The organism is Pelagimonas sp., assembly GCF_050633425.1.
Taxonomy (GTDB): domain Bacteria; phylum Pseudomonadota; class Alphaproteobacteria; order Rhodobacterales; family Rhodobacteraceae; genus Pelagimonas.
Window position 1 is genome coordinate 527,051 of record NZ_JBOEGM010000004.1, and the last position, 21,585, is coordinate 548,635.

Sequence of the window (21,585 nt, forward strand, 5' to 3'; positions counted from 1 at the left end):
AAATGGAGTTTTCACTCTTTTTGCACATGGAACGTCTCTCTCCTGAGCAGTCGCATGAGCAACTCAATAAAGAGATGATCGAACTGTGCAAAATGGCGGATCAAGCCGGGATGCGGGCCATCTGGACGGGTGAACATCACGGTATGGAATTCACCATTGCGCCCAATCCGCTCATGTCACTGGTGCAGATTTCCCAACACACAAAAAACGTCAAGCTTGGCACGGGCACTGTGATTGCCCCGTTTTGGCATCCTATCAAACTGGCGGGTGAAGCTGCCTCTGCTGATCTGATGACAGGTGGACGGATTGAACTGGGTATCGCGCGCGGAGCGTATTCCTATGAATATGAACGGCTCATGCCGGGCATGGATGCCTGGGAAGCCGGTCAACGCATGCGGGAAATTGCGCCGCTTTTGCCCAAGCTGTGGGACGGGGATTGCGCCCATGAAGGCGAGTATTTTAGCTTTCCATCCACCACGGCGTCCCCAAAGCCGGTGCAAGAGGGGGGGCCCCCCATCTGGATTGCCGCGCGGGACCCCAACAGCCATGAATTTGGGGTGCAAAATGGTTTCAATATTCAAGTGACACCGCTGTGGCAGGGGATGGAAGAGATCGAGACGCTGATGGGGCGTTTTAACGATGCCTGCGATAGCTATGACGGCCCGCGTCCAAAAATCATGCTCCTTCATCATACCTATGTCGGTGCAAACGACGAGGATGTCGCGGTGGCGTCGCGCGAACTTTCGCGGTTTTATTGTTATTTTGGGGCCTGGTTTCAGAACAAGCGCCCGGTGGAGCAAGGGCTTATCGCCCCGCTTTCAGACTCTGAAATAGAGGCCAACGCAATGATGGCCCCCGCGAATTTGGCAAGAGACCTGACCGTCGGAACCGCCGATGAGGTTATTGAAAAGATTAGAAAGTACGAAGCGTTAGGATATGATGAATACTCATTCTGGATCGACAGTGGGATGAGCTTTGACCGCAAACGCGCATCGCTTGCGCGGTTCATCGACAACGTCATGCCAGCTTTCCAATGAGGAACACAATGGATCCCAAACCACATTACCAGCTCTTTATTGATGGCGCTTGGACGGAAGGGTCTGAGGGCCAAACCATGGCATCTCAGAACCCCGCCACAGGCGAGGAGTGGGCCACGTTTGCCTGTGCCTCAAAAGCCGATGTCGACCGCGCCATTGGCTCCGCGCGCCGTGTGCTGAATGATCCAGCCTGGCGCGATATGACCCAGACGCAGCGGGGCAAGTTGCTGTACCGCTTGGCTGAACTGATCGAAGAAAACGCGGCCAAGATTGGGCGGGTTGAAACGATTGACAGCGGCAAGCTCTTGACCGAGACGGCAGGCCAATCGGCTTATGTTGGCGACTATTATCGCTATTACGCAGGGCTGGCCGACAAGATCGAGGGGGCTGTCCTCCCGATTGATAAGCCCGATATGCATGTCTTCACCCGGCGCGAGCCAATCGGCGTTGTCGTGGCCATTGTCCCTTGGAACGCTCAAATGTTCCTGACCGCAACCAAGCTTGGTCCGGCACTTGCTGCGGGGTGTTCTGTGGTGCTGAAAGCGTCTGAGATCGCCCCGGCCCCGATGCTTGAGTTTGCCCGTTTGGTCGAAGAGGCCGGGTTCCCGGCGGGGGTTGTCTCTATCATCACCGGTGACGCTGAAAACTGTGCTATTCCGCTGACACGCCACCCGGATGTGGACCGCATCGCCTTTACCGGTGGGCCTGAAACTGCGCGGCATGTGGTGCGTAATTCGGCAGAAAACTTCGCGGTGACCACTTTGGAATTGGGCGGGAAATCCCCAATTCTTGTCTTTGACGACGCCGATCCAGATGGGGCGGCGAATGGGCTTATCGCGGGCAATTTTGGTGCCTCAGGTCAAAGCTGTGTGGCAGGGTCGCGCGGTTTGGTGCATCGCTCGGTGCTAGATGCAGTGGCAGAAAAGATCGAAGCGAAGATGAAAGGGGTTATCATCGGCGACCCTCTCTTGGCCGAAACACAGATTGGTCCTCTTTGTACAACGGCCCAAATTAAAACGATCGAGACAACACTTGCTGCGGCTGTCTCTGGGGGGGCTCGTATTCGCTTTGGCGGGGCTCCGCTGGAGCGTTCTGGAAACTACATGGCCCCGACCCTTGTGGAATGCGCGGATGCAGGGACCGAAACCCTCAAGATTGAGATGTTCGGACCCGTCATGTCGCTCTTGCCTTTTGACACCGAAGAAGAAGCCATCGCGATTGCCAATAGCACGGCTTTTGGTCTTGGCTCAGGTGTCTTTACTGAGAATGTCGCCCGTGCGCACCGCGTCTCTTCACGGCTCAAGGCGGGCATCTGTTGGGTCAATACCTATCGCGCCGTGTCGCCGATCGCGCCGTTCGGTGGTTTCGATCAATCGGGCTATGGGCGCGAGGCCGGAATGGACGCGATCCTCGATTATACACGGACAAAAACCACTTGGATCAACACCTCTGATAAACCGATGGCCAACCCGTTTGTGATGCGCTGAGAGGGCAAGCCCGCAAGCAGCAAGGCACTCATTCGGTCGGATGTGTAGGGGCACCAATGTGTTTGCTGATCCGCTTGGCGAACCTCTTGGAAGTTCGGGCAATTGACTTCAGAGGCGAGGCAAAGGTTAGACTTTTGCCTTGCTCATCGTTCTGAAGTCGCCAGTGAACAGATCAAGTGTCCTAGTTGCCGACTGTCCGTCCAGTCTCTGGCTCAGCACTTGTCATTGATCCCGCGAGTTTGGGTTTGGGACAGGGGCGTTGCATTGCTTTGTCCCAAAACCTCAAAACAAAAGGCATGCCCAAAAATGACCCCAGCAGGGACAGCGCCAATACGGTTTTTCCGTACTGGGTTAAGTCCTGATCCAGAAATTGGAACACCGCCATCAGGTATACATGAAAGACGAACATCTGGATCGAATAGATCCCAGTAAAGCGCAGCAAACGCAGGCCAAAATACCATTCAATGGCGCGGGTGGCATAGGATGTCAGAGCATGTTTGCGGATCATCAGGATTGAGAAAACCGCGCAAACAATAAGAATGCGGAGCAAGTGAAGGGGGTGCAGGTGCATGCGCGCCCAATTGTCAGGGATGTCGACGGGAATAGCAAAGGGCACAGGGTACGCCAGACCTCCGCGTTGCCAGACAAGCAGAACAGTCGTGGTTCCAAGCAACGCAAAGAACGCCGGGGAACTGAGCGACGACAGCCTGTTGACGATGTTTTCGTATTGGGTGCCCAAGGCATAGGCGATGAAGAACAGAAACTGCCAGGCAGCGAGATCAAACGCCATGAAGGCGCTGCCAAAACCGAAAAAACCGTAGGCGAAATTGGGTAGGCTCACGGCGTAAATCAATAGAGATGCCGACAAGAGCGCTAGGGTTCCAAACCGCATCACCGTCAGCGACGCCGCCAGTAACAGGGCAAAGCAGCAAATGTAGATGGGGAGAATGTCAGAATACCCTCCGCCATTTTGCAACGCCAAAACCTGGCCGACCGCCCAGACACCATCCTTTGCCATGGCAAATGCATCTGGGGCCGCCAGAATGGTCAAAGCGAGAAACGGCAAAGCAGAGATAAGGTAGTAGCGGTACACCTTGTCGAGCCGTTGAATGAGAAAGCGGTTGAGGTTTTGCGATGATTTAAACTTGCGCACCATCAACATGCCAACCAGCAATCCCGACATGAAAACCAGAAATTCGGCATCAAATAAACCGATGAGCCTTGCGTGATGAACCGCTCCTAAAAAACCCATGTCCGGTTGCCAAGATAAATGCGCGAGCATCATCATGATCAACAAATGTCCGCGAATGCCATCAAGTATGTCTAGTCGCAAAGCTTTGCTCCACAATGTAAATAACATCTAGGTTAAAAAAATATGCCCTCACGCTGGAGTGGCGTTCGTCAGTCTATGCCGTTACGGAACTATAAGATCGTGTTTAGAATGTGTTCATTCCGCGATTTTGCACAACTAAAAACTGAACTGAGACTCTTTGGGACAATTATTTCGAAAGTGTCCGTTGAGCCGGGCACTGAAGGAGCCTCGCGTGTGGTCGCTATTCTGACGGGTTTTAGAAGCCGTTGTTGAACCCAATATTGTACCGCTTCCGTTCATCTTCAAAAGCGTTCCCCAGATGATCAGCCAATGGCGGCAAAGCTGCGGCGACGGTGTCAGCAGGCCTCGAAGCCTAAGGCATCTACGCTTTGTGGTGCAAAAATGCCGGGGTGCGGTTGTTCTACAACGGCACCGGCGAAAGTGCGCGTCATGACCTAATCTGTTTCTTGCCACGAACGAGCCGATGGGCGGCAGCGCGACCAAGTGCTTGGCCCCGCCAGGTTGGCGGACCTCTGCGAGAGAAACTTGTGGTTGCATAACAAAAGGGGGCCACTTGGGCCCCCTTGCGTAGAAATTTTGTGGAAGGGTCAGGCCTGCAGCGGCTTGACCACCAACTCGCCTTCTTCACGCGCTTTCATCGCGAGGGCGGCGGCATGGGCACCTGCGCCGGTCGTGAAATACGGGATCTTGTCATACAAGGCGACCGAGCGGATTTCCCGGCTGTCTGAGACAGAGGCGTTGCCTTCGGTGGTGTTCATCACCAACTGAATTCCGCCATCTTTCATTAGGTCGACAATGTTCGGGCGCCCTTCATAGACCTTTTTGGTGGTGTCACAGGCAATGCCCTGATCCCCAAGGAAAGCCGCTGTGCCCGATGTGGCGACGATCTTGAAGCCAAGATCGACCAATGTTTGGGCGGTCTCCACCAGCTGAGGCGTCTTGTCGTCATCCTTGATGGAAAAGAACACTGAACCGTTCTCAGGAAGCATGGTTCCGGCCCCCATCTGTGCCTTCAAAAACGCACGCGGGAAGGAACGATCCCATCCCATGACTTCGCCGGTTGAGCGCATTTCCGGCCCAAGGATCGTATCAACACCGGGGAAACGCGCAAAGGGCAACACGGCCTCTTTGACCGAGAACCACGGCATGTTCGGATCAGCGAGCGTCATCGGATCTGCCAGTGGCAGATCCGTGTCATAATCGGCGTTCTCTGGGTAACCGTCGCGCAGTGGGAAGGCTGACAGCTTTTCACCTGCCATGACCCGTGCCGCGATTGATGCGATGGCGCTGTCGGTTGCTTTGGCAACAAAGGGAACAGTCCGCGAGGCGCGTGGGTTCACTTCGATCAGGTAGATTTCGTTGTCTTTGACTGCGAACTGAATGTTCATCAGTCCAACCACATTCAACGCTTTGGCCAAGGCCTCGGTCTGGCGTTTTACCTCGGCCAAAATCTCGTCAGAGAGTGAATAGGGCGGCAAGGAACAGGCGCTGTCACCCGAATGCACACCGGCCTCTTCGATATGCTGCATGATACCCGCAACATGCACGTCGGTGCCGTCACAAATCGCATCCACATCCAATTCAACCGCACCTGATAGGTAGCTGTCCAGAAGGACGGGGCTGTCGCCAGACACGACAACCGCCTCAGCGATGTAGCGTTCAAGCTGGGCCATATCACGGACGATTTCCATCGCACGACCGCCCAAAACATAGGACGGGCGGATCACCAGCGGGAAGCCGATCTCATCCGCGATGGTCAAGGCCTGGGCGTCGGTCGAGGCAATGCCGTTTTTCGGCTGCTTGAGGGCCAATTGGTTGACCAGAGCCTGAAAGCGTTCGCGGTCTTCGGCAAGGTCAATCGCATCGGGTGTCGTGCCAAGGATCGGGATACCTTCGGCCTCAAGCGCATTGGCCAGTTTCAGCGGGGTTTGCCCGCCAAACTGAACAATAACGCCGTGCAAAGTGCCATTTTCCTGCTCAACCCGCAGGATTTCCATGACGTTTTCAAAGGTCAGGGGTTCAAAGTACAAGCGGTCCGAGGTGTCATAATCGGTCGACACGGTCTCGGGGTTGCAGTTGATCATGATGGTTTCATAACCAGCATCCGACAGCGCATAACACGCATGGCAGCAGCAGTAATCAAACTCGATCCCTTGGCCAATTCGGTTTGGACCACCGCCCAGAACCACCACCTTTTTGCGATCAGATGGCCGTGCCTCACATTCCACTTCGCCCATCATCGGCTCTTCGTAGGTGGAATACATATAAGGTGTTTGCGCCTCAAATTCGGCGGCGCAGGTGTCGATGCGTTTGAAAACTGCGGTGACACCGGCATTGACCCGTTTGGTGCGGACGTCCTTTTCGCTAAAGCCCGTCAGTTTGGCCAAACGCGCATCGCTAAAGCCGAGCATCTTAAGCTCACGAAGACCGGCCTCATCGCTTGGCAGGCCGTTTGTCTTGACCTGCTCTTCGGCGTCCACAATTTCGCGGATGCGATCAAGGAACCATGGGTCAAAGGCAGTGACGTTTTGGATTTCATCATTGGTCAAACCATGACGCATGGCTTGGGCAATGGTGCGCATCCGGTCTGGTGTTTGCTCACCTATGGCTTTGATCACGGCGGCCTTTTCCGGCGCGCCTTCAATTTCGATATCATCAAAGCCGGTTAGGCCGGATTCCATCGAAGCCAACGCCTTTTGCAGGCTTTCATGGATGGTGCGGCCAATCGCCATTGCCTCGCCGACTGACTTCATCGCTGTGGTCAGGTAGGGTTTGGAGCCTGGGAACTTTTCGAACGCAAATTTCGGAATCTTGGTGACAACATAGTCAATCGACGGCTCAAACGAAGCCGGGGTGACTTTGGTAATGTCATTGTCCAGCTCGTCGAGAGTGTAGCCAACCGCCAGTTTCGCCGCGATTTTAGCAATCGGGAAACCGGTCGCCTTGGACGCCAAGGCAGACGAACGGGATACGCGCGGGTTCATTTCAATAACGACCATGCGGCCATCCGCTGGGTTCACCGCCCATTGAACGTTAGACCCGCCTGTTTCAACGCCGATTTCACGCAGAACATTGATCGAATGCGTCCGCATGATCTGATATTCTTTGTCGGTCAGGGTCAGGGCAGGGGCAACAGTGATCGAATCGCCGGTGTGCACACCCATTGGGTCGATATTTTCGATGGCACAGACGATGATGGCGTTGTCGGCTTTGTCGCGCACAACCTCCATCTCGAACTCTTTCCAGCCCAAAAGGCTCTCGTCGACGAGAATCTGATTGACTGGGCTGGCATCCATACCGGTGCGGCAGAAATGGATGTAGTCTTCGCGGTTATACGCGACACCGCCGCCAGTTCCGCCCATGGTAAAGGCCGGGCGAATGATGGCGGGCAGGCCAATTTCGTCCAGCTCTTCCAACGCCATCTGAACACCTGCGTCCAGATCGGTCACACCTTCATCAGACTTGGGGGCAGTGATGATTGTTGCCTTGGGGTTTTCGATGCCCAAACGATCCATCGCTTCACGGAACAGCTTGCGATCTTCTGCCATTTCAATGGCATCGCGGGTCGCGCCGATCATCTCGACGTTGAATTTGTCCAAAACGCCCATCTCTTCAAGCGCGAGAGATGTGTTCAAACCAGTCTGGCCACCCATGGTTGGCAGCAACGCATCGGGGCGCTCTTTTTCGATGATTTTTGCGACAACCTCAGGCGTGATTGGCTCAATATATGTGGCATCGGCCATGTTCGGGTCGGTCATGATCGTCGCGGGGTTCGAGTTGACCAGAATGACCCGGTAACCTTCTTCGCGAAGCGCTTTACAAGCCTGTGCGCCGGAATAGTCGAACTCGCAAGCCTGTCCAATGACAATAGGCCCCGCTCCGATGATCATGATCGACTGGATGTCGTTTCTCTTCGGCATGGTGCACCTCTGTGTTTGTTGGCATGTGGCGCCCCCAAGCGCCCAAATTGTCGTGGGTTATAGGCAGTGCGCAAAAAGGTGCAAGGGCTATCGGAAACAGAAGTTGCTTTGCCGCTTTCAAGACTTTTGTTTTACACAAAAAACCTTATATCGCAGGCCGAAGGTAATCGGGGAAGCTGATGAAAATCCAGTTCGATCATGGTCCGGGTGGGGATCGCGCAGCGTTTGCACAGCCACACCATGTCATCAGGGCCGACTCAGCCGATGATGTACCTTTGGCGATGGATGCATTGGAAGAGGCCCATAACAACGGGGCTTGGCTTGCAGGTTTTGCCAGTTATGAACTGGGCTATGTGCTTGAGCCAAAGTTGATGGCCAAGTTGCCCGCAAATCGCAGGATGCCGTTGCTCTGTTTTGGTGTCTTTGACGCGCCCATGCCCAAAGATTTGCCGCAACCAGCGGGGCAGATTGGCCCGGCGGCACCCAAATGGGATGAGGCCCGGTATTCCAAAGCCTTTAATACGGTTCACGACGCGATTGGGGCCGGTGACATTTATCAAGCCAACCTGACGTTTCCAATTGCGCTTCCGGTTTCTGATGATTTGCCCGCGCTTTATGCCGCTTTGGCAGAGCGTCAGCCGGTCAATTATGGGGCTTTGGTTCAGGTTCCGGGCCTGCCGGATATCTTGTCGCGCTCGCCTGAGCTCTTCTTTCGCACCAAGGCGGATGGAACGATCGAGACCCGGCCAATGAAGGGAACCGTTGCCCGGCATCCAAACGCAACCGAAGATGAGCGTCGCAAAGCTTGGGTGGCTCAGGACGAGAAAAATCAGGCCGAAAACCTGATGATCGTCGATTTGCTGCGCAATGATATCAGCCGCGTGTCGATTCCGGGCTCGGTCAAGGTGCCTGAGCTGTTCAAGGTCGAGAGCTATGCCACGGTGCATCAAATGGTGTCTTTGATCCGCGCGTCATTGCGCCCCGGCACAACCTTGCCCGATATTCTCAGGGCCTTGTTCCCATGCGGTTCAGTCACAGGTGCGCCCAAAATCCGGGCGATGGAAATCTTGTCGGACCTGGAAACAGGGCCTCGCGACATCTATTGTGGCTCCATTGGATGGATGGCCCCGGATGGGCGGAGCGAATTCAACGTGGCGATCCGAACTTTGATGATCGAAAACGGCATGGCCACATTAAATGTCGGCGGTGGTCTCGTCTGGGATAGCACCGCGCCCGACGAATATGAGGAAGCCTTGTGGAAAGCCCGCTTTGCCCAACTGAGCCCGAGTTTCGCCTGATTGAAACCTTTGCCTTCAAGGACGATCAAGGCATCCCGCGCCTGTCTTTGCATTTGGCGCGCCTGTCCAATGCCGCCGAAGCGCTGGGCATTGAGTTTGACAAAAACCGCGCAGTTGAATTGCTGGATGCGCTGAGCGGCGGGGATAAGCGCTGTCGTTTGACGCTGGATAAAAACGGTGCCTTGGACTTGGACCTCGCTGTTATGCCTGCCCCCTCCACGCAATGGACGTTTCGCATTCATCCGACCCGTCTGGATGCAAGTGATCCTTGGCTGCGGTACAAATCGACCCGCCGTGAGTTATATAATTCCGCGCGCAGCAGTCTCCCCACTGGTCTCGACGAATTTGTTTTTCTGAACCAACAAGGCGCTGTCTGCGAAGGCACCATCACCAATATTTCAATCACCACGGCAACCGGCGACCGGCTGACACCGCCTTTGGCGTCGGGCTGCCTTCCCGGCACCTATCGGCAAAGTCGCCTGAACAAGGGCTTGCTGCGCGAGGCAACCTTGACCCTGTCGGATTTGGCGGCGGCAACATCAATCAACCTAACCAACTCTCTTCGCGGTTCGGTGAATGCGGTCTGGGATTCGCACGACCCGGCGCGGCCGTGATCTACCGCGTCTTGTTGATCGAAAGACTTCATCTCAAGACTTCGGGGCCGCTTTGGGGTGGGGCGGTGTCCCTTGTGGCCGTCAATGCGTGCAAAACTGCCATCAAACCCACCGATCCCTTGACTTTAGCGCCCACAAACGGTGTATCGGCCCAAAGCGCCAGATTTGGCGAGATTCAGACAAAATGACATCCGCCCGAAGGGATAAAACAGATGCACGCCTATCGCAGCCATACCTGCGCCGACTTGACCAAAGCCAATGTCGGTGACACCGTCCGCCTTTCCGGTTGGGTGCATCGCGTCCGCGATCACGGCGGCGTTCTTTTTATCGATTTGCGCGACCATTATGGCATCACTCAGGTCATCGCCGATGCTGATAGCCCGGCGTTTGCTGAGTTGGAAAAAGTGCGTTCAGAATGGTGTATCCGCATTGACGGCAACGTGTTGGCGCGTGACGAAAGCCTGATCAACACCAACCTGCCCACTGGGGAAATCGAAGTTTTCGTTCGCGAACTCGAAGTGCTTGGGTCTGCGGCTGAGCTACCGCTCATGGTCTTTGGTGATCAAGAGTACCCAGAGGAAACCCGCCTGAAGTACCGTTACCTCGACCTGCGCCGTGAGGTCATGCAAAAGTCGATGACATTGCGCTCGGACGTTGTGTCCTCGATGCGCAAACGTATGTGGGATCTGAACTTCCGCGAATTCCAGACGCCGATTATCACCGCCTCGTCACCCGAAGGTGCGCGTGACTTCCTCGTGCCATCGCGTCAACAGCCGGGCAAATTCTATGCGCTGCCGCAGGCCCCTCAGCAGTTCAAACAGTTGATCATGGTTTCGGGCTTTGACAAATATTTCCAGATCGCGCCGTGTTTCCGCGACGAAGACCCACGCGCCGATCGCTCGCCCACCGACTTCTATCAGCTCGACCTTGAGATGAGCTTTGTTGAGCAGCAAGATATCTTTGACACCATCGCGCCGGTTCTGGCCGGTGTGTTCGAAGAATTCGGCGAAGGCAAGAAGGTGGATGCGCCACACGAGTGGCCGCAAATTTCCTATCGTGATGCCGCCAAATGGTATGGTAGCGACAAGCCAGACCTGCGCAACCCGATCAAAATGCAGGATTGTTCCGAGCATTTCCGCGGTTCCGGCTTTGCGATTTTTGCCAAGCTGCTTGAGCAAGAAGGCACCGAAGTCCGCGCCATTCCAGCGCCCACAGGTGGCGGTCGCAAATTCTGTGACCGCATGAACAAATTCGCCCAGGGCGAAGGCCTTCCGGGCATGGGTTACATTTTCTGGCGCGAAAAAACCGCCGACTCTGTTGCGCAAGAACTGGGCATCAAAGTCAAAGAAGCCCAAGCCAAAATCAAATCCGGTGAAGTCGAAGTTGGCATGGAGGCCGCCGGCCCGCTGGCCAAAAATATCGGCCCCGAGCGTACCGAAGCCATCCGCCAACAGCTTGGCCTTGGCATTGGCGACGCGGCGTTCTTCTTGGGCGGCAAGCCAAAAGCCTTTGAAAAGATTGCGGGTAAAGCCCGTGATGTGATCGGCACCGAGCTGAACCTGATTGACAAGGATCGGTTTGCCTTTGCATGGATCGTCGACTTCCCGATCTACGAGCAGGATGAAGAATCCGGCAAGATCGATTTCGAGCACAACCCGTTCTCGATGCCCCAAGGTGGTGCCGAAGCGCTTGAAGGCAACCCGCTTGACGTGTTGGGCTATCAGTACGATTTGGCCTGTAATGGGTACGAATTGGTCTCGGGCGCGATCCGGAACCACAAGCCTGAAATCATGTACAAAGCGTTTGAGATTGCCGGTTATGGCAAAGAAGAAGTTGAGAATCGCTTTGGTGCGCTGGTCAACGCCTTCCAATACGGGGCGCCGCCCCACGGTGGTTGCGCCGCTGGTATCGACCGTATCGTGATGTTGCTGGCTGATCAGCAAAACATCCGCGAAGTCATGATGTTCCCAATGAACCAGCGTGCAGAAGATCTGATGATGAACGCGCCCAGCGATCCACAATCAGACCAGCTTATGGAACTGGGCTTGCGTGTGATCCCGCAGGATTGATTCATGTTTGGGCGACTTCTAATTGCCCTTCTAAGCTTTGCTGTGCTGCCGTCGATTTCGGCAGCACAGCCGTTTCTCGCCGGGTTCAACGACCGAGAACTGGCATGGAACGCATTGGACGATGGTTTGAAATTGGCGCAAGCCCAAGAAAAACCTATACTTTTGCTGGTCCATGCAACTTGGTGCCCGGTCTGCCGGGAATATCGCAATGTTTTTTCGATCAACAGATTGTTGAGATAGCTGAGCGTTTTGTGTTGGTCCTTGTGGATCAAGACAAAGAGCCTGCTCAGGCGGCATCATTTGCACCCGATGGCCATTACATCCCGCGCACAATGGTTTTGTCGCCCGAAGGGATTTTGCAGCCAGAGTTTAATTCTGGTTGGTCCGATTATCTCTATTTCCTTCCAGCCGAGGCCCCTGAGCCGCTTTGGGCGATCCTGAAGAAGGCGTCGAAGTGATTTCCTGTTTAGGCGCTTCGTTGCCAATCAATTTCTTAGGTCGGTGCAATTTCTGCGCATCTTTCCTATGTTCTGGTTAACGAAATCACGAACAGGCCGCGCATGTCCTTTGATCCGACCCTTGCTGACATCCGTTTTGGCTGTGGTTTGTCCCCAAACATTGCTCCTGCGGACAACGTCGAGAGTATTTTGGCAGGATTGCAGGCCAATGATCGGATGTCGGTGCGGTTTCCAATCGAAGAGTTCCCCGAATTTCGCAAGCGCATGGTGGAACGTGAATCCGTCGCAAAGCAGCTCCGCAAACTGCGTGGAACCGAAGAAGGCAAAGCGCTAACCAAGCAAATGCGCGTGCTGAACAAGACGGCTCGTGTGGATCATTTTGGTTGGATGGCGATGCACTTGCTCCGCCGAACCCATTCCAAAACGCCGTTTGTTGAGCGATTGGAAGGGTTTTGGGCCGATCATTTTACCGCTGCTGGGAAAGCCGGAATTCTGCGTCGCGCCGTTTCGCCTTATGTTCAAAGTGCCATTCGGCCCAATATGACTGGCCAGTTTGGTGATCTTTTGGTTGCTGCGGTGACCCACCCTTTGATGGTCCATTATCTGGACCAAAATCGATCTGCGGGACCAAACTCGGTTAACGGTAAAAGGAAGCCGGGGAAATTTGGGTTAATTGAAAATCTGGCGCGTGAAATATTGGAATTGCACACTTTGGGTGTGGATGGGCCGTATACGCAGGGTGATGTGGTTGAGCTGGCAAAGCTGCTAACGGGGCTGACGATGCAAGCCAAGCAAGGCCGTCATTTTCAGAAAAACTTGGCCGAGCCTGGGCCTGAGACCGTTCTTGGTAAGTCTTATGGTGGCGACAATCCCCATATTCGCGACATTGAAGCCGTGCTGCACGATCTTGCCGCACATCCGTCGACAGCACGACACATGGCCCGCAAGCTTGCGATTCATTTTGTGTCGGACAGGCCGGATCCCGATCTGATTGCAGCGATTGAACGGGCCTGGCGTGACAGCAACGGGCATTTGACCGAAGCGTATCGTGCCATGTTGATGCACCCGTCGTCTTGGGGGGCTGAGCGGCCAAACGTTAAGCGGCCCTTTGATTTTGTGTCTTCGGCAGCCCGTGCCTTGGCTGTGCATCCCAGATCCATTCAAACCTTGGATGAAAAAGAACTGAAGCAGCGCCTTTTTGAGCCTATGCGCTTGATGGGGCATATCTGGCAAAAACCGTCTGGCCCGGATGGGCTTGAAGAAGCGGACAGCGCCTGGATCACACCTCAAAGCATTGCTGCTCGATTGCAATGGTCGGTCATCGTCCCCCGTCTTTTGGTGCCGCGCCTCCCTGACCCGAGGGTGTTTGTCGAGACGGCGTTGGGCCCCCATGTCACTGAGACAGTGCGCTTTGCGGCCGGTGCGGCCGAGAGCCGAGCCGACGGTATCGGGCTGGTGCTGATTTCTCCCGCGTTTCAAAGGATGTAGGCTATGGATCGACGTTCGTTTTTGACACGCTCTGCGATAATAGGGTGTTCCTTGGCTGCCAGTCCGCTGATGACGCCGATCAGTTTCGCCGCTGCGCCCAGCGATAACCGGCTCGTTGTTATCATTTTGCGGGGCGGTATGGATGGGCTTGCGGCGGTGGCGCCTTATGGCGATCCCAGTTTGTCCGAGATACGAGGCCCGCTTGCGATGGGGGCTGAGGGGTATGCTGATTTGGATGGCTTTTACGCCATGCACCCGGCGTTGCGGCCGCTTTTGCCACTTTGGAAAGACCAACATCTCGGTTTTGTTCACGCTGTTTCAACGCCTTACCGGAACAAGAGAAGCCATTTCGATGGTCAGGATTTGCTTGAGGCGGGCGGTGCATCGCTGAAATCCGGGGGCGTGCGCGACGGTTGGCTTAATCGTATGATGGGTCATATTCCTGGCTATCGGGCAGATATGGCCTATGCGGTCGGCAATGATGCGTTGGCTGTTTTAGATGGGCCTCAGTTGATCAAACGTTGGTCGCCTGATGTGGACCTTGCGCTAAGCCCGCAGGCTATTCGCTTGGCGCAAATGGTTTTGAAAGATGATCCGGCTATGTCATTCGCACTGTCCGAAGCCTTTCAGCTTGCGGACAATGACGGTGATCCTGTGGCGGTGAATGGCGGAATGTCCGAGATGATGGCGATGCTAGAAGACAATTCGCAAGCTGGGCGTGATACCAGTTACGAAAAGCGGCTGGCCAAATTTGCAGCAGACAGGCTGCGCGAGGACGCCCGAATAGCGTCCTTTTCCCTGAATGGTTGGGACAGTCATGCGCAACAAGATCGTTTACTCAACCGCTCCTTGGGGACACTGTCCGATGTGATTTTGACCCTGAAGAACGAGTTGACGGGCCCGGTATGGAAACGAACCGCCATCGTGGCCATGACTGAGTTTGGCCGCACAGCACGCTTCAACGGAACCATGGGAACCGGACATGGCACGGGCGGTGCAATGGTCTTGGCAGGCGGTGCCATTCGCGGCGGTCGCGTGTTTGCTGATTGGCCTGGGCTTGGCGATGCTGACCTACTACAGCAGCGCGATGTGATGCCAACACGCGATTTGCGCGCCTATTCCGGCTGGCTCCTTCGGGGGCTCTTTGGGATCTCTGCTGGCGCGGTTGAACGAGACATCTTCCCCCAACTCGATTTGGGGGCGGATCCCAAGCTTTTGCTTTAGGGCTTTTTACATCGCGATCCGATCGGTCATGCGGTCTTGGACCAGAGCGGCGACCTTGGCCAAGTTTGATTGCAAGGGGCGTCCTGATTGACGGGCTTCTGCCAACTCTTCTGCGGCTTGTTGCAAAATGCCATCCCCTGCACTGCGGGCAACTCCGGTTATGAACTGCGTGATATACGCGAGCGAACGGTCGTCTTCGCGATCATCAAGGACATCAGCAGCATGGGCCATGTCATCGCGATAGGCCAGTGGATCAGGCAGCACTGGATCATCACTTACCAAACGGGGGCCATTGGGCTGACGCTCAATCGGTAGGGCGGAAATGATGGCATTCTGGAAGCCTACTACCGACGAGATCGGTTTGGGTAAGAAGCCATCGGCACCAGCGGCAAGGGCGACTTCTTCGGCAAAACTATCGCCGCTGATCCCCAGGATCACTTCGACACGCGGGCAGGCCACTGACAGTTCGGAAATCAGTTCAGCCCCAGAGCCATCGGGCAATCCGAGGTCGATGATCACCACACTTGGGCGATAGACCTGAAGGTGGCGGCGCGCCGATTTCAGGCAGTCAGCGCGTCGAATTCGGGCCCCGGATCGCAAGCAAAGCAGGCGCATTGCGTCACAGGCAAATCGGCTGTCTTCCACAACCAATATGGTCAGTCCAAGAAGCGGCCGTGTGGCAGTCGGCCGTAAGTGTTTTTGCATTAGGTCATCGTCGTCCATGATCCCCTCCTGAGGTGCGAGTCGTTACACAGGATTCATCAATGCTGGTGAACAAGCGGTTAAAGGCCGCAGGGTTTGGACATATGCTTGCCCCTTTTGTTGCGTCCGGGCCATAAGGCCAGCCATGGATAGGACTGGGAGAAAAACATGATTGGACGTTTGAACCACGTGGCCATCGCGGTGCCGGATCTAGAGGCCGCTGCGGACCAATATCGCAATGCTCTGGGGGCCAAAGTTGGCGCGCCACAGGATGAACCCGATCATGGCGTCACCGTGATCTTCATTGAGCTGCCAAACACCAAGATTGAGCTGCTCTTTCCTTTGGGTGATAACAGCCCCATTCAAGGGTTTCTGGATAAAAACCCAGCGGGCGGTATCCACCATATTTGCTACGAGGTCGATGATATCCTTGCCGCGCGCGATCACCTTACTGAAACCGGTGCGCGTGTTTTGGGAACAGGCGAGCCGAAAATCGGGGCCCATGGCAAGCCGGTTTTGTTCTTGCATCCAAAAGACTTTAACGGCTGCCTCGTCGAGCTGGAGCAAGTTTAATGGGGATCACCTCAGGCTTGGTTCTCTTTGCGGTCATCTGGTTTCTGACTTTTTTGATCGTGATTCCGGTCCGGCTTCAAACCCAAGGTGAGGCGGGTGATGTGGTGCCGGGAACGCATGCTGGAAGCCCTCATAGTCATAACCTCAAGCGCAAGGCCTGGATTACGACGGGGATTGCGGCGGTGATTTGGGGGATTGTCGCGGCCATTATTCTGACCGGGATGATCACCGTTGACGACATTGCCCGCTGGACCCGGTTTGAGAACCGCGGCGGGTAAGGGGGTGCGGGGCGCGAATTAGCGTCCCGTCTTGTCGACCCGATGAAAGATATGAGTGAACGTCGCGGCACCCAACACGGGAATCAGAAGGTTCACCAGCGGGATAGATAGCGGCATGGCCATCAAGACCCCAGCCGCCCAGATTGTCATCATATGGCGTTTGCGCAATTTGTTGGCTTCTTCGCGGCCAACCCGTCGAATCGCTGCGAGCGTGAAATATTCCCGCCCAAGCAAGAATCCGTTCAGCGCCCAAAAGATAAACGGCGCAAGCGGCGCAAAGATGAGATAGAGGATCAACGCCACGAGGTTGGCGACGATCATAACGCCGAGAAAGCTCATGGTGTCGCGCAGACCGTCGGCAAACGCGACCTCGCTGGCGGGGCCAGAATGGGGGTAGTGACGATCTTCCACGGCTTGGGCGACGTCGTCTAGATAGATGGATGTGATCGCCGATGCGACGGGCACCATCAGAAACATCGACAGCACGATCATCAGGGGCACCATGGCCCAGCTTAATACATTGTCGAGCCACTGAACTTCGCCGATCCACGGCAGATTGACAGCGTCGCCGACAAACAGACCGACACCCCAAATAAACAGGGTGGAAATACCAAACAGGATCGCAATCGCGAGGCCGACGCCGCGCAACAGAACTTTGCGAAACCGCCGATCGCTCAACTGCGCGAGGGCGGATAAAAAGGCACTGATTATCATACGTTTACCCATGTGGTGATGTCATCAAGGTCAGGCCGGGGGCGTTCGGGTGGGGCGAATTTTTCCGTGCCGATGTGCAGGAAGCCGGCGATGCGTTCATTTGCGGCCAAGCCAAGCTCTGTTTCCAGATAGTCTCGATCATGCGACACCCAGCCGGATAGCCAATTTGCGCCCCACCCGTCGGCCAATGCCGCGTTTAGCAAGGCAAGGCAAACCGCGCCGGCGGAGTAGGTTTGCTCAATTGCGGGTACTTTGGGGCTGTCCTTTTGGATCTCGATCACGGCGACGCAAAGCGGACTATTGGCAAAGGCCGCTTGAGCTTTGGCGATGTCTTCGGGCGATTTGCCGATACGCGCACCGCATTCTGGAACCGCATTTGTCAGGCGTTGGAGCGCGTCCCCTTGCAGGACCACAAAACGCCAAGGCTCTAATTTACCGTGGTCAGGCGTACGCGCCGCCGCCGTCAAAAGTGTCTTGAGCCTGTCTTGGTCAGGCGCGGGGCCTTGCAATGTTTTGGCAGGGCGCGACCGGCGGGTCAGCAGGAATTCGAGGGCTTGGGGGTTGGGCGTCGGCATGGTCTCTCCTGTTGTCGCAGTGCATATGTCATGGCTTCTGTGCGAGGTTTCAACCGGCAAAGTTGCGCAAATCGGGTGCGACTGTTAGCAAAACCACATGCGTTTACCCGATTTATCCGATCTTGCCGTTTCTGGCGCGACACTCGCGGTGCGGGTCACGCCCAAAGCATCGCGCAACAGGATTGAACGAGACGGCGATGTCTTGCGGGTCTATGTCACGACGGTCCCTGAAAATGGCAAGGCGAATACGGCAGTGAAGAAACTTCTCGCCAAGGCGTTGGGCGTGCCTAAATCCCATTTGTCTTTGGTCCGAGGTGAGACTTCGCGCGACAAACAGTTTGAGATTTATTCTTCGTCCGGGCGGGAATAAATCCCTTCGGGCAGGGACACCGCCGCAATTAAATCGCGCATTTGCGATATGGAAAGGGTGATTTTCTGGGTGTCTTCTGTGCGCGGGTCAAATTGTTCGACGGTGACGCATTCTTCGAAGGAGGAAACGACAACGTCCTCTTGCAAAGGCGCCCCCCCCTCATCAACCAAAGTGACAATCGTGGCGTCGAATTCGTGTTCAATACTAAACATACCGCAATGCTAGCTGTTTCGCTGTGCAGGCGGAACCTGAAAATGATGAAACACACCCAATAGTGACAGAGCAGGGCTGGCCCCCTGTAAGATCGCCGCCTATGGTTGGCAGGACCGATTGGGAATGATCTATGAAACGTCTCGTGCCTTTGATTTTTACGTTGCTTGCCGCTTGTGCAGAGGTGCCGCAGCCTGTGATACCCCCTGCGCCCAAGGCCCCTGAGGGGAACTCGGCCATCCAGCAACAAGCGGCGCGGGCGGCCCGCCAGTTTGTTCAGGTGGTTGAGACGGTCGAGCCAATCGCGGAACGTGAATGCCGAAATGCGCGGGTTCGGATCAATTGCGACTTTCAGATCGTCGTCGATGATCGCCCCGATCAAGCCCCCAACGCGTTTCAAACGGTTGACCAGTTTGGGCGTCCCATTCTTGCGTTTAACCTCGGTTTGATAACATCCGTGCGCAATGCGGATGAGCTGGCCTTCATCATGGGCCATGAGGCGGCACATCATATCCTCAAACACTTGGACCGGGCGCAGGAAACCGCGACCTATGGCGCGGTGGTTCTGTCGGGCATTGTGGCCCTTGGTGGGGCTGATGCGGAAACCGTGAAAAACGCGGAACAGCTCGGCGCGGCGATCGGCGCGCGTACCTTTTCCAAGGATTTTGAGCTAGAGGCCGACCGGTTGGGGACTGTTATTGCTGCAAAGGCAGGGTACGATCCGGTGCGTGGATCCCTGTTTTTCACCCGGCTTCCGGATCCCGGAAATGAATTTTTGGGCACGCATCCGCCCAATGCGCAACGTCGCCAAACCGTCAAGGATGCTGCGGCTGCCCTATAGGCCAATGCGCGGGTTTTGGCCTCGTTGACCTGCATCAAAGCAAAAACGACTGCTGGCGCTAGCATCCCACCTGTCCATCAGGAGCAGGAAGGAATCGCAGATGCAGAGCCGCGAGACATTAAAACGTCATGCCACGCTAGTCGACGATATGGCCGGAGCCGTCGGTGTTGATCTTGAGGCTGAGGTCTTGGACGGACACTTGCGGATATCCGAACTTGATGATGTGGTCTTGCGATGCACCGGTTGCAGCAAGCCTGACGCCTGCACCGCGTGGCTGGCGAAACAAACCGTTCAAGCTGCCTCGCCACCTGAGTATTGCCGCAACGCCTCTTTGTTCGCAGAATTGAAACGGATGTAAGCCATGGTAGATGAACACGCCGTGAAACCGGCCAAATTGGTGCTGGGCCCCGAAAATGAACACTATTGGCTGGTAAAACGGATGGCCAAGGCGACCGGGATTGATTTGGTCAAGGCCGCTGAAGCCAACATCATGACCCAAGAGGATTGGGCCGGTATCGTCACGCATTGTCGTGGCTGTGATTGGTCGGAGGGGTGTGGTCGCTGGCTTGATCAAACGACAGAAGTTCAGCGTGCCCTGCCGACCCCTTGTATTAATCGTAGCCGCCTTGCGGACATTAAGAGCGAACTTGAGGAGATGCAGTCATGACCCAACATCTCGGCGATCCTGCCCGGCATTTCTTTATGACGCGGAGCGTTGCCCGAACGATGGGCCTCAGCTTGAGCGAAGAGATGCAGACCGGCAACCTCGCGCCAGAGACCTATGCGAGAATGGTGACGCATTGCCGTGGCTGTGCCTTGGTCGAAGCCTGCGAATCTTGGCTGGCGAAGCAATCTGCGCTGGTCGCGACACCTCCGCCTGGGTGCTGCAATGGCGAACTTTTGACGAGTTTGCGTCGGCCACACTGACGGCGGGCGCCGAACGGTACAAAACAAAAAGCCCCGAAGCAGTGATTGCTCGGGGCTTTTGTGTTTTGGGGATGCGCGAAACTTAATGCGCCCGCAGGTTCTTGGCCGAATCTTTGATCGCGTCGAACTGGCCCGACGGGCGGAAGCGCCAGAGGTATTCCGGTAGCATCGTTTCCAAATCGACGGGTTTGATGCCCAAGTCAGCAAAACCCTGGGCCCCTTCGGTAACGATATTATCGGATTTTAGGCTACGCACTTGATCTCCGGTAATCTGTGCAGGGACGAGGCCCAATGACAGTTTTTCGGTGAATTCAGAAATCGGGCCAATGATGGCGGCCACCCAGAATGGAATGTTCGCAACCAAACGACGGCGGTGCGTCACGGCCAGCATGGTGTCCATCAGCGCGCGGAAGCTGTGAACATCGGGTCCGCCCAGTTCATAAACACCTGCTTCGGCATGGCCCAGTGCCGATTGAACAGCGGCTTTGGCGACGTCGTCGACATAAACCGGCTGAAATTTTGTGTTGGCCCCTACGATTGGCAAAACCACGCTAAAGCGCGCCAACGTGCTAAAGCGATTAAAGAACGAATCCTCGGGCCCGAACATCACGGATGGCCGAAGAATCACCGCGCCAGGATACTGCGCTGTCACCGCATCTTCGCCTCGGGCTTTGGATTTGGCGTACAAGCTATCAGAGGCCGCATCCGCACCGATCGCAGAAATATGGGTCAACTGGCCGACATTTTGTTCAGTTGCGATTCGGGCGATCCGGCCTGCGCCGTCTACGTGAACCGCATCAAAATTGTTCTTCCCGGATTTATCGAACGTCCCAACACAGTTCACAACTGCGTCTGCGCCGTCCATGGCAGCGCGCACGCTGTCATCATCGCGAATGTTGCAAAAGACAGGTTCCACTTGGCCAACAACACCATAGGGGCGCACATGAAGCGCCTCGTTGGGGCGGCGAACGGCGACACGAACGCGCCAACCTTCTTTCGCCATGCGCCGGGCGATATAGCGCCCCAGGAATCCCGCTCCGCCGAAAATGGTGACGAGTTTGGGCATTGATCTCTCCTCATGCATGCGAGCTCGGGCGCAGGAATACCGGCCTCTGGCGTCCCCGGCAAGGTGTTGGATTGCCGCGCGGATGTTTCTTTTAAAAAGATTGTTGACACCCCACGGGTACGCGCTTACACCGCGCTCCACCAACCCGTGCCCAGATGGCGGAATTGGTAGACGCGNNGTGGAGGTTCGAGTCCTCTTCTGGGCACCAAAAAGGACACCTTGTCCTGACTGCCCCCTTAAAGCCTTGAATGGAAAGGCTAAAGATGGGGTTCTAGGTCCGGTGTTTCGGCAGTATTCCAGACAGTCAGTTAAGCACAGTTTCAGCACTGCGCGACGCACGGCGATGTGGCCCGATTCCCATAATTTGTAGGGTTTCGAGAGGAATTGCAGGGCTGGTACTA

General features: G+C 55.6%; 23 protein-coding genes and 1 tRNA gene. 17 read left to right on the forward strand and 7 right to left on the reverse strand.

Going from position 1 to position 21,585, the window contains the following annotated elements; genetic code table 11:
* Positions 1-2: 2 nt before the first annotated feature.
* Both ACRBB0_RS04505 and ACRBB0_RS04510 read left to right on the forward strand, forming a co-directional pair.
* Positions 3-1,037, forward strand: coding sequence for an LLM class flavin-dependent oxidoreductase (locus ACRBB0_RS04505; RefSeq protein WP_431373201.1), 1,035 nt, complete (start codon positions 3-5; stop codon positions 1,035-1,037).
* 8 nt (positions 1,038-1,045) lie between these two features.
* Positions 1,046-2,524 carry an aldehyde dehydrogenase gene (locus ACRBB0_RS04510; RefSeq protein WP_431373202.1) on the forward strand — a complete coding sequence of 493 codons (1,479 nt, stop codon included), beginning with the start codon at positions 1,046-1,048 and terminating at the stop codon, positions 2,522-2,524.
* A 181-nt stretch (positions 2,525-2,705) separates the two neighbouring features.
* Here ACRBB0_RS04510 and opgC read toward each other — a convergent pair whose 3' ends face one another.
* Together opgC and carB are read right to left on the reverse strand one after the other, a co-directional pair.
* A complete protein-coding gene (opgC, locus tag ACRBB0_RS04515; protein WP_431373203.1) occupies positions 2,706-3,857 on the reverse strand; it encodes an OpgC domain-containing protein in 1,152 nt (383 codons plus the stop codon).
* Positions 3,858-4,444: 587 nt separating this feature from the next.
* On the reverse strand, positions 4,445-7,777 hold the full coding sequence (gene carB, locus ACRBB0_RS04520; RefSeq protein WP_431373204.1) for a carbamoyl-phosphate synthase large subunit: 3,333 nt from the start codon (positions 7,775-7,777) through the stop codon (positions 4,445-4,447).
* 179 nt (positions 7,778-7,956) lie between these two features.
* On the opposite strand from carB, the gene ACRBB0_RS04525 reads away from it, so the two are divergent.
* From ACRBB0_RS04525 to ACRBB0_RS04555, 7 genes are all read left to right on the forward strand, one after another.
* Positions 7,957-9,075 carry an aminodeoxychorismate synthase component I gene (locus ACRBB0_RS04525; RefSeq protein ID WP_431373205.1) on the forward strand — a complete coding sequence of 373 codons (1,119 nt, stop codon included), beginning with the start codon at positions 7,957-7,959 and terminating at the stop codon, positions 9,073-9,075.
* The gene (locus ACRBB0_RS04530; protein WP_431373206.1) at positions 9,033-9,689 is read left to right on the forward strand and encodes an aminotransferase class IV family protein; all 657 of its coding nucleotides are present in this window, start codon (positions 9,033-9,035) and stop codon (positions 9,687-9,689) included. Before ACRBB0_RS04525 ends, ACRBB0_RS04530 begins: the two co-directional genes overlap by 43 nt.
* Before the next feature lie 212 nt (positions 9,690-9,901).
* On the forward strand, positions 9,902-11,758 hold the full coding sequence (gene aspS / locus ACRBB0_RS04535; RefSeq protein ID WP_431373207.1) for an aspartate--tRNA ligase: 1,857 nt from the start codon (positions 9,902-9,904) through the stop codon (positions 11,756-11,758).
* A 3-nt stretch (positions 11,759-11,761) separates the two neighbouring features.
* Positions 11,762-11,998, forward strand: coding sequence for a thioredoxin family protein (locus ACRBB0_RS04540; RefSeq protein WP_431373208.1), 237 nt, complete (start codon positions 11,762-11,764; stop codon positions 11,996-11,998).
* Between the two features lie 11 nt (positions 11,999-12,009).
* Positions 12,010-12,216: a hypothetical protein gene (locus ACRBB0_RS04545; protein ID WP_431373209.1), complete on the forward strand. Its 207-nt coding sequence runs from the start codon at positions 12,010-12,012 to the stop codon at positions 12,214-12,216.
* Between the two features lie 102 nt (positions 12,217-12,318).
* Positions 12,319-13,704 (forward strand): DUF1800 domain-containing protein, encoded by a 1,386-nt coding sequence (locus ACRBB0_RS04550; RefSeq protein WP_431373210.1) that lies wholly within the window; start codon positions 12,319-12,321, stop codon positions 13,702-13,704.
* 3 nt (positions 13,705-13,707) lie between these two features.
* Positions 13,708-14,928, forward strand: coding sequence for a DUF1501 domain-containing protein (locus tag ACRBB0_RS04555; RefSeq protein WP_431373211.1), 1,221 nt, complete (start codon positions 13,708-13,710; stop codon positions 14,926-14,928).
* 6 nt (positions 14,929-14,934) lie between these two features.
* Here the strand turns inward: ACRBB0_RS04555 and ACRBB0_RS04560 are convergent, their stop codons facing one another.
* Positions 14,935-15,651: a response regulator gene (locus ACRBB0_RS04560; RefSeq protein WP_431373212.1), complete on the reverse strand. Its 717-nt coding sequence runs from the start codon at positions 15,649-15,651 to the stop codon at positions 14,935-14,937.
* Positions 15,652-15,798: 147 nt separating this feature from the next.
* Here ACRBB0_RS04560 and mce point away from each other — a divergent pair, with 147 nt between their 5' ends.
* Together mce and ACRBB0_RS04570 are read left to right on the forward strand one after the other, a co-directional pair.
* Complete coding sequence (mce, locus tag ACRBB0_RS04565; RefSeq protein WP_431373213.1) at positions 15,799-16,203, forward strand: methylmalonyl-CoA epimerase; 405 nt, start codon at positions 15,799-15,801, stop codon at positions 16,201-16,203.
* Complete coding sequence (locus ACRBB0_RS04570; RefSeq protein WP_431373214.1) at positions 16,203-16,481, forward strand: DUF1467 family protein; 279 nt, start codon at positions 16,203-16,205, stop codon at positions 16,479-16,481. The genes mce and ACRBB0_RS04570 overlap by 1 nt, the downstream gene beginning before the upstream one ends.
* 18 nt (positions 16,482-16,499) lie before the next feature.
* Here the strand turns inward: ACRBB0_RS04570 and ACRBB0_RS04575 are convergent, their stop codons facing one another.
* Both ACRBB0_RS04575 and ACRBB0_RS04580 read right to left on the reverse strand, forming a co-directional pair.
* The gene (locus ACRBB0_RS04575) at positions 16,500-17,195 is read right to left on the reverse strand and encodes an EI24 domain-containing protein (RefSeq protein ID WP_431373235.1); all 696 of its coding nucleotides are present in this window, start codon (positions 17,193-17,195) and stop codon (positions 16,500-16,502) included.
* Complete coding sequence (locus ACRBB0_RS04580) at positions 17,192-17,770, reverse strand: nitroreductase family protein (RefSeq protein WP_431373215.1); 579 nt, start codon at positions 17,768-17,770, stop codon at positions 17,192-17,194. Before ACRBB0_RS04580 ends, ACRBB0_RS04575 begins: the two co-directional genes overlap by 4 nt.
* A 97-nt stretch (positions 17,771-17,867) precedes the next feature.
* Here ACRBB0_RS04580 and ACRBB0_RS04585 point away from each other — a divergent pair, with 97 nt between their 5' ends.
* A complete protein-coding gene (locus ACRBB0_RS04585) occupies positions 17,868-18,140 on the forward strand; it encodes a DUF167 domain-containing protein (RefSeq protein WP_431373216.1) in 273 nt (90 codons plus the stop codon).
* Here the strand turns inward: ACRBB0_RS04585 and ACRBB0_RS04590 are convergent.
* Positions 18,116-18,352 carry a hypothetical protein gene (locus ACRBB0_RS04590; protein ID WP_431373217.1) on the reverse strand — a complete coding sequence of 79 codons (237 nt, stop codon included), beginning with the start codon at positions 18,350-18,352 and terminating at the stop codon, positions 18,116-18,118. The genes ACRBB0_RS04585 and ACRBB0_RS04590 overlap by 25 nt on opposite strands.
* A 131-nt stretch (positions 18,353-18,483) precedes the next feature.
* Here ACRBB0_RS04590 and ACRBB0_RS04595 point away from each other — a divergent pair, with 131 nt between their 5' ends.
* From ACRBB0_RS04595 to ACRBB0_RS04610, 4 genes are all read left to right on the forward strand, one after another.
* On the forward strand, positions 18,484-19,191 hold the full coding sequence (locus ACRBB0_RS04595; RefSeq protein ID WP_431373218.1) for a M48 family metallopeptidase: 708 nt from the start codon (positions 18,484-18,486) through the stop codon (positions 19,189-19,191).
* Between the two features lie 100 nt (positions 19,192-19,291).
* Positions 19,292-19,549: a DUF6455 family protein gene (locus ACRBB0_RS04600; RefSeq protein WP_431373219.1), complete on the forward strand. Its 258-nt coding sequence runs from the start codon at positions 19,292-19,294 to the stop codon at positions 19,547-19,549.
* 3 nt (positions 19,550-19,552) lie between these two features.
* Positions 19,553-19,858 (forward strand): DUF6455 family protein, encoded by a 306-nt coding sequence (locus ACRBB0_RS04605; protein ID WP_431373220.1) that lies wholly within the window; start codon positions 19,553-19,555, stop codon positions 19,856-19,858.
* Positions 19,855-20,118, forward strand: a complete 264-nt coding sequence (locus tag ACRBB0_RS04610) for a DUF6455 family protein (protein ID WP_431373221.1) — start codon at positions 19,855-19,857, stop codon at positions 20,116-20,118. The genes ACRBB0_RS04605 and ACRBB0_RS04610 overlap by 4 nt, the downstream gene beginning before the upstream one ends.
* Before the next feature lie 82 nt (positions 20,119-20,200).
* On the opposite strand, the gene ACRBB0_RS04615 is transcribed toward ACRBB0_RS04610, so the two are convergent.
* Entirely contained in the window at positions 20,201-21,184 is a 984-nt protein-coding gene (locus tag ACRBB0_RS04615; protein WP_431373222.1) for a complex I NDUFA9 subunit family protein, read from the reverse strand.
* Between the two features lie 149 nt (positions 21,185-21,333).
* On the opposite strand from ACRBB0_RS04615, the gene ACRBB0_RS04620 reads away from it, so the two are divergent.
* A tRNA-OTHER gene (locus tag ACRBB0_RS04620) sits at positions 21,334-21,392 on the forward strand.
* Positions 21,393-21,585: the final 193 nt, after the last annotated feature.